This is a genomic window from Streptomyces sp. 4N509B (assembly GCF_052245655.1).
In the GTDB taxonomy this organism is placed as follows: Bacteria; Actinomycetota; Actinomycetes; order Streptomycetales; family Streptomycetaceae; genus Streptomyces.
The window spans coordinates 1-4,101 of the sequence record NZ_JBQQBZ010000082.1 but is presented as its reverse complement, the minus strand read 5'-3'; the positions used below and the strand labels follow the sequence as shown (position 1 = coordinate 4,101).

Here is a 4,101-nt window from a genome sequence, read left to right as displayed (position 1 = left end):
GTGAGGGTGGCTTCCTCTATGACGCGGCGGACTTCGATCCGCAGCTGTTCGGGATCAGCCCACGCGAAGCCCTCGCGATGGACCCCCAGCAACGCCTCCTCCTCGAAAGCGCCTGGGAAGCACTCGAGCGAGCAGGGCTTCCGCCCACCTCGCTGAAGGGCACGTCCAGCGGCGTCTTCATCGGCGCCGGCTACCCGAGCTACCTGACCGATCTCCAGTACACCCCCGAGGCGGTCGAGGGCTTCTCCCTCACCGGGACCACCACCAGCGTCATCTCCGGCCGGGTGGCCTACACGCTGGGGCTCGAGGGCCCGGCGGTGACGGTGGACACGGCGTGTTCGTCGTCGCTGGTGGCGCTGCACCTGGCGGTGCAGTCGCTGCGGAACGGCGAGTGCGACATGGCACTGGCCGGCGGCGTGACGGTCATGCCGAAGCCGGGGATCTTCGTGGAGTTCAGCCGGCAGCGCGGCCTGGCGCCGAACGGGCGATGCAAGCCGTTCGCCGCCGCCGCCGACGGCACCGGCTGGGCCGAGGGCGCGGGCGTCATCGTCGTCGAGCGGCTGACCGACGCCCTGCGCAAGGGACACCGCGTGCTCGCGGTCGTCCGCGGCTCCGCCATCAACCAGGACGGCGCCAGCAACGGCCTGAGCGCCCCGAACGGACCGTCCCAGCAGCGCGTCATCCGCCAGGCCCTGGCCAACGCCGGCCTGACGACCAACGACATCGACGCCGTCGAGGCCCACGGCACCGGCACCGCCCTCGGCGACCCGATCGAGGCCGAGGCCCTGATCGCCACCTACGGCCAGGACCGCTCCGAGGACCAGCCACTCTGGCTGGGATCTCTGAAGTCGAACATCGGCCACACCCAGGCCGCCTCCGGCATCGCCGGCATCATCAAGATGGTCATGGCCATGCGCGAGGGCGTGCTGCCGCGCAGCCTGCACGTCGACGAGCCGACGCCCCACGTCGACTGGTCCTCGGGCACGGTCTCGCTGCTGACCGAGGCGCGGAACTGGGACGTCGCCGACGACCGGCCGCGTCGTGCCGGCGTGTCGTCGTTCGGCATCAGCGGCACCAACGCCCACGTGATTCTCGAACAGGCCGCGGCGGACCACGCCGCCGACGCGCCGCTGGTGGTGCGGGGTGCCGACGGCGGGCCGGTGTGGGAAGGGCCGGTTGTGCCCTGGGTCGTCTCCGCGGCGAACGAGACGGCCCTCGCAGCCCAGGCGGAGCGGCTGGCCGATGCCGTCGACGCGGCCGGCAGCCACGCCGACGCCGTGGACGTGGGCTGGGGCCTGGTCTCGGCACGGGCGGTGCTGGAACACCGAGCCGTGGTCTGGGGCACCAGTGCCTCGGAGCTGACGAGCACCCTGCGCGGCCTCGCCCCCGAGTCGGCTCCGGCGGCGAACGCCGTCAGCGGCTCCTCGGGCGTCGGTGCCGCCGCCGGCACGGTCTTCGTGTTCCCGGGCCAGGGCTCGCAGTGGATCGGCATGGGGCGTGGGCTGCTGGAGAGCTCGCCCGTCTTCGCGGCGCGGTTGGCGGAGTGTGAGGCGGCGCTCGCCCCGTTCGTCGACTGGTCGCTGAGCGAGGTGTTGGCGTCGGACGACGACGGCTGGCTGGAGCAGGTCGACGTCGTGCAGCCGGTGCTGTGGGCCGTCATGGTCTCCCTCGCGGCCGTGTGGGAGTCCTTCGGTGTGACGCCCTCCGCCGTCATCGGTCACTCGCAGGGCGAGATCGCGGCGGCCGTGGTCGCCGGTGGTCTGTCGGTCGAGGACGGTGCCCGTGTGGTGGCGTTGCGGTCGGCGGCGATCAACGAGCTGGGTGGGGGTGGCGGCATGGTGTCGCTGGCCGTCAGCTCCCAGCGAGCCGAGGAACTGCTGGCCTCCGCCGGTGTGGCGGAGCGGGTGTCGGTGGCGGCGTTCAACGGCCCGTCGGCGACGGTGGTCGCCGGTGACGCCGACGGCCTCGACACGCTGATGGCCGCCGCCGAGGCGGCCGGCGTCCGGGCCCGTCGCGTGCCGGTGGACTACGCCTCGCACTCCGCCCACATCGAGGCCATCGAGGGTCGGTTGGCGGAGGTGCTCGCGCCGGTGCGTCCGGTCGCCTCCCGCGTCCCCCTCATCTCCGCGGTGACGGGCGAGACGCTCGACACGGCCGGGATGGACGGCGCGTACTGGTACCGGAACCTGCGTCAGCCGGTGCTCTTCAGCAATGCCGTGGAGACCGCCCTGCGCCTGGGATACGGCCGTTTCGTCGAGGTCAGCGCGCACCCGGTCCTGACGATGAGCGTGCAGGCCATCGCGGAGGAGTCCGCCGAGGGTCAGGTCGTTGTCGTCGGCACCCTGCGGCGTGCGGAGGACGAGGCGAACCGGCTGCTGGCGAACGTTGCCGAGCTGTGGGTGAACGGCACGACCGTCGACTGGTCCGCCTTCTACGCCGGCCGCGCCGTTCAGCGCGTCGACCTGCCGACCTACGCCTTCCAGCGTGAGCGGTACTGGCTGGTCGAGGAGACCGGTGGCCGGACGGACGTCACCGGCGTGGGCCTGACGGCCGCCGAGCACCCGTTCCTCGGTGTCGCGGCCGACCTGGCGGGCGACGGCGGCGTCATGCTCACGGGCCGGCTGTCGCTGCGGACGCACCCGTGGCTGGCGGACCACGCCGTCGACGGCACGGTCCTCTTCCCCGGCACCGGTTTCGTCGAGCTGGCGGTGCGCGCCGGAGACCAGGTGGGGTGCCAGCACCTGCGGGAGCTGACGGTGCAGGCCCCGCTCGTGCTTCCCCAGCAGGGCGGTGTCCTTCTCCAGGTCACCGTCGCGGCCGCGGACGAGGCCGGGCGTCGGACCGTGCGGGTGTACTCGCGGAGCGAGGACGCCGACGCGCAGCAGCCGTGGGTGTGTCACGCCGAGGGTGTGCTCGTGCCCGAGCAGCCCGTGGTGTCGGAGACGGATCTCTCGGTGTGGCCGCCGGCCGGTGCCGAGGTCGTGGACGTGTCGGAGTTCTACCCGGCCGCCGCCGAGGCGGGCTACGGCTATGGCCCTGTCTTCCAGGGGCTGCGTGCGGTGTGGCGGCGCGGCGAGGAGGTCTTCGCCGAGGTCGCCCTGCCGGAGGAGGAGCAGCCGGAGGCCGGCCAGTACGGCATCCACCCCGCGCTGCTGGACGCCGTGCTGCACGCCAACGGCATCGTCGCCGGACTCGACGACGGTGTACGGCTGCCGTTCGCGTGGTCGGGCGTGTCGCTGCTGGCGGTCGGCGCCGGGTCGGCGCGGGCACGACTGGTGGCGACGGGTGCGGACACGATGGCCGTACAGGTCGCCGACCGGTCCGGCCAGCTGGTGGCGGCGGTGGAGTCGCTGACCGTGCGACCGGTGACCGCGGAACAGCTCAGGTCCGCTGCCGGCGGTGCCGCGGACCCGGCGCGTTCGGTGTTCCGCCTGGACTGGGTGCCGGCGGGCGCCGCGACGGAGGACGGCGACGCCGTTCCGTCGGTGGACGAGTGGGTGGTGCTCGGCGAGGACCGGTTCGGGATCGGTGTGCGCGCTGTCGCCCGCCTGGACGAGCTGGTGGGCGGCCAGGACGGTGACCTGGACGGAAGCGGTGTGCCGCCCGTGGTCGTGGTCGCCGTCGACGGCGGAGAGGGCGCGGCCGTCGCGGACGACGGCCTGGTCCGGGCCGTCCACACGGTGTCGGCACAGGTGCTCGACGTGTTGCAGCAGTGGCTGGCGGAGGAGCGGCTGGCGGACTCGCGCCTGGTGGTCGTGACGCGTGGCGCCGTGGCCGCGGGTGACGAGGAGCGGGTCACCGGACTGGCCGACTCCGCGGTGTGGGGCCTGGTGCGGTCGGCCCAGTCGGAGAACCCGGGTCGCGTGTCGCTGGTGGACCTCGACCCGGCCGTCGAGGTGGGTGCCGAGGCGCGTGCCGAGACGGCTGTCGGCGAGGCGATCGCCGCGGCTCTGGCCACCGGCGAAGGACAGTCGGCGGTTCGTGGTGGTGGGGTGTTGGTGCCGCGGTTGGTGCGTGTGGTGGGTGTTGTGGGTGGGGTGTCTGCTGGTGTGGTGGGTTCGGTTGCGGGTGGGACGGTGTTGGTGACGGGTGGGACGGGGA

Annotated in this window: 1 protein-coding gene; it reads left to right on the top strand. The window is 73.3% G+C overall.

Annotated features, from left to right (window positions below; all coding sequences use genetic code 11):
• Positions 1–4,101, top strand: a 4,101-nt coding sequence (locus ACTWP5_RS31970) for a type I polyketide synthase (RefSeq protein ID WP_443224692.1), incomplete at both ends; no start/stop codon positions are given.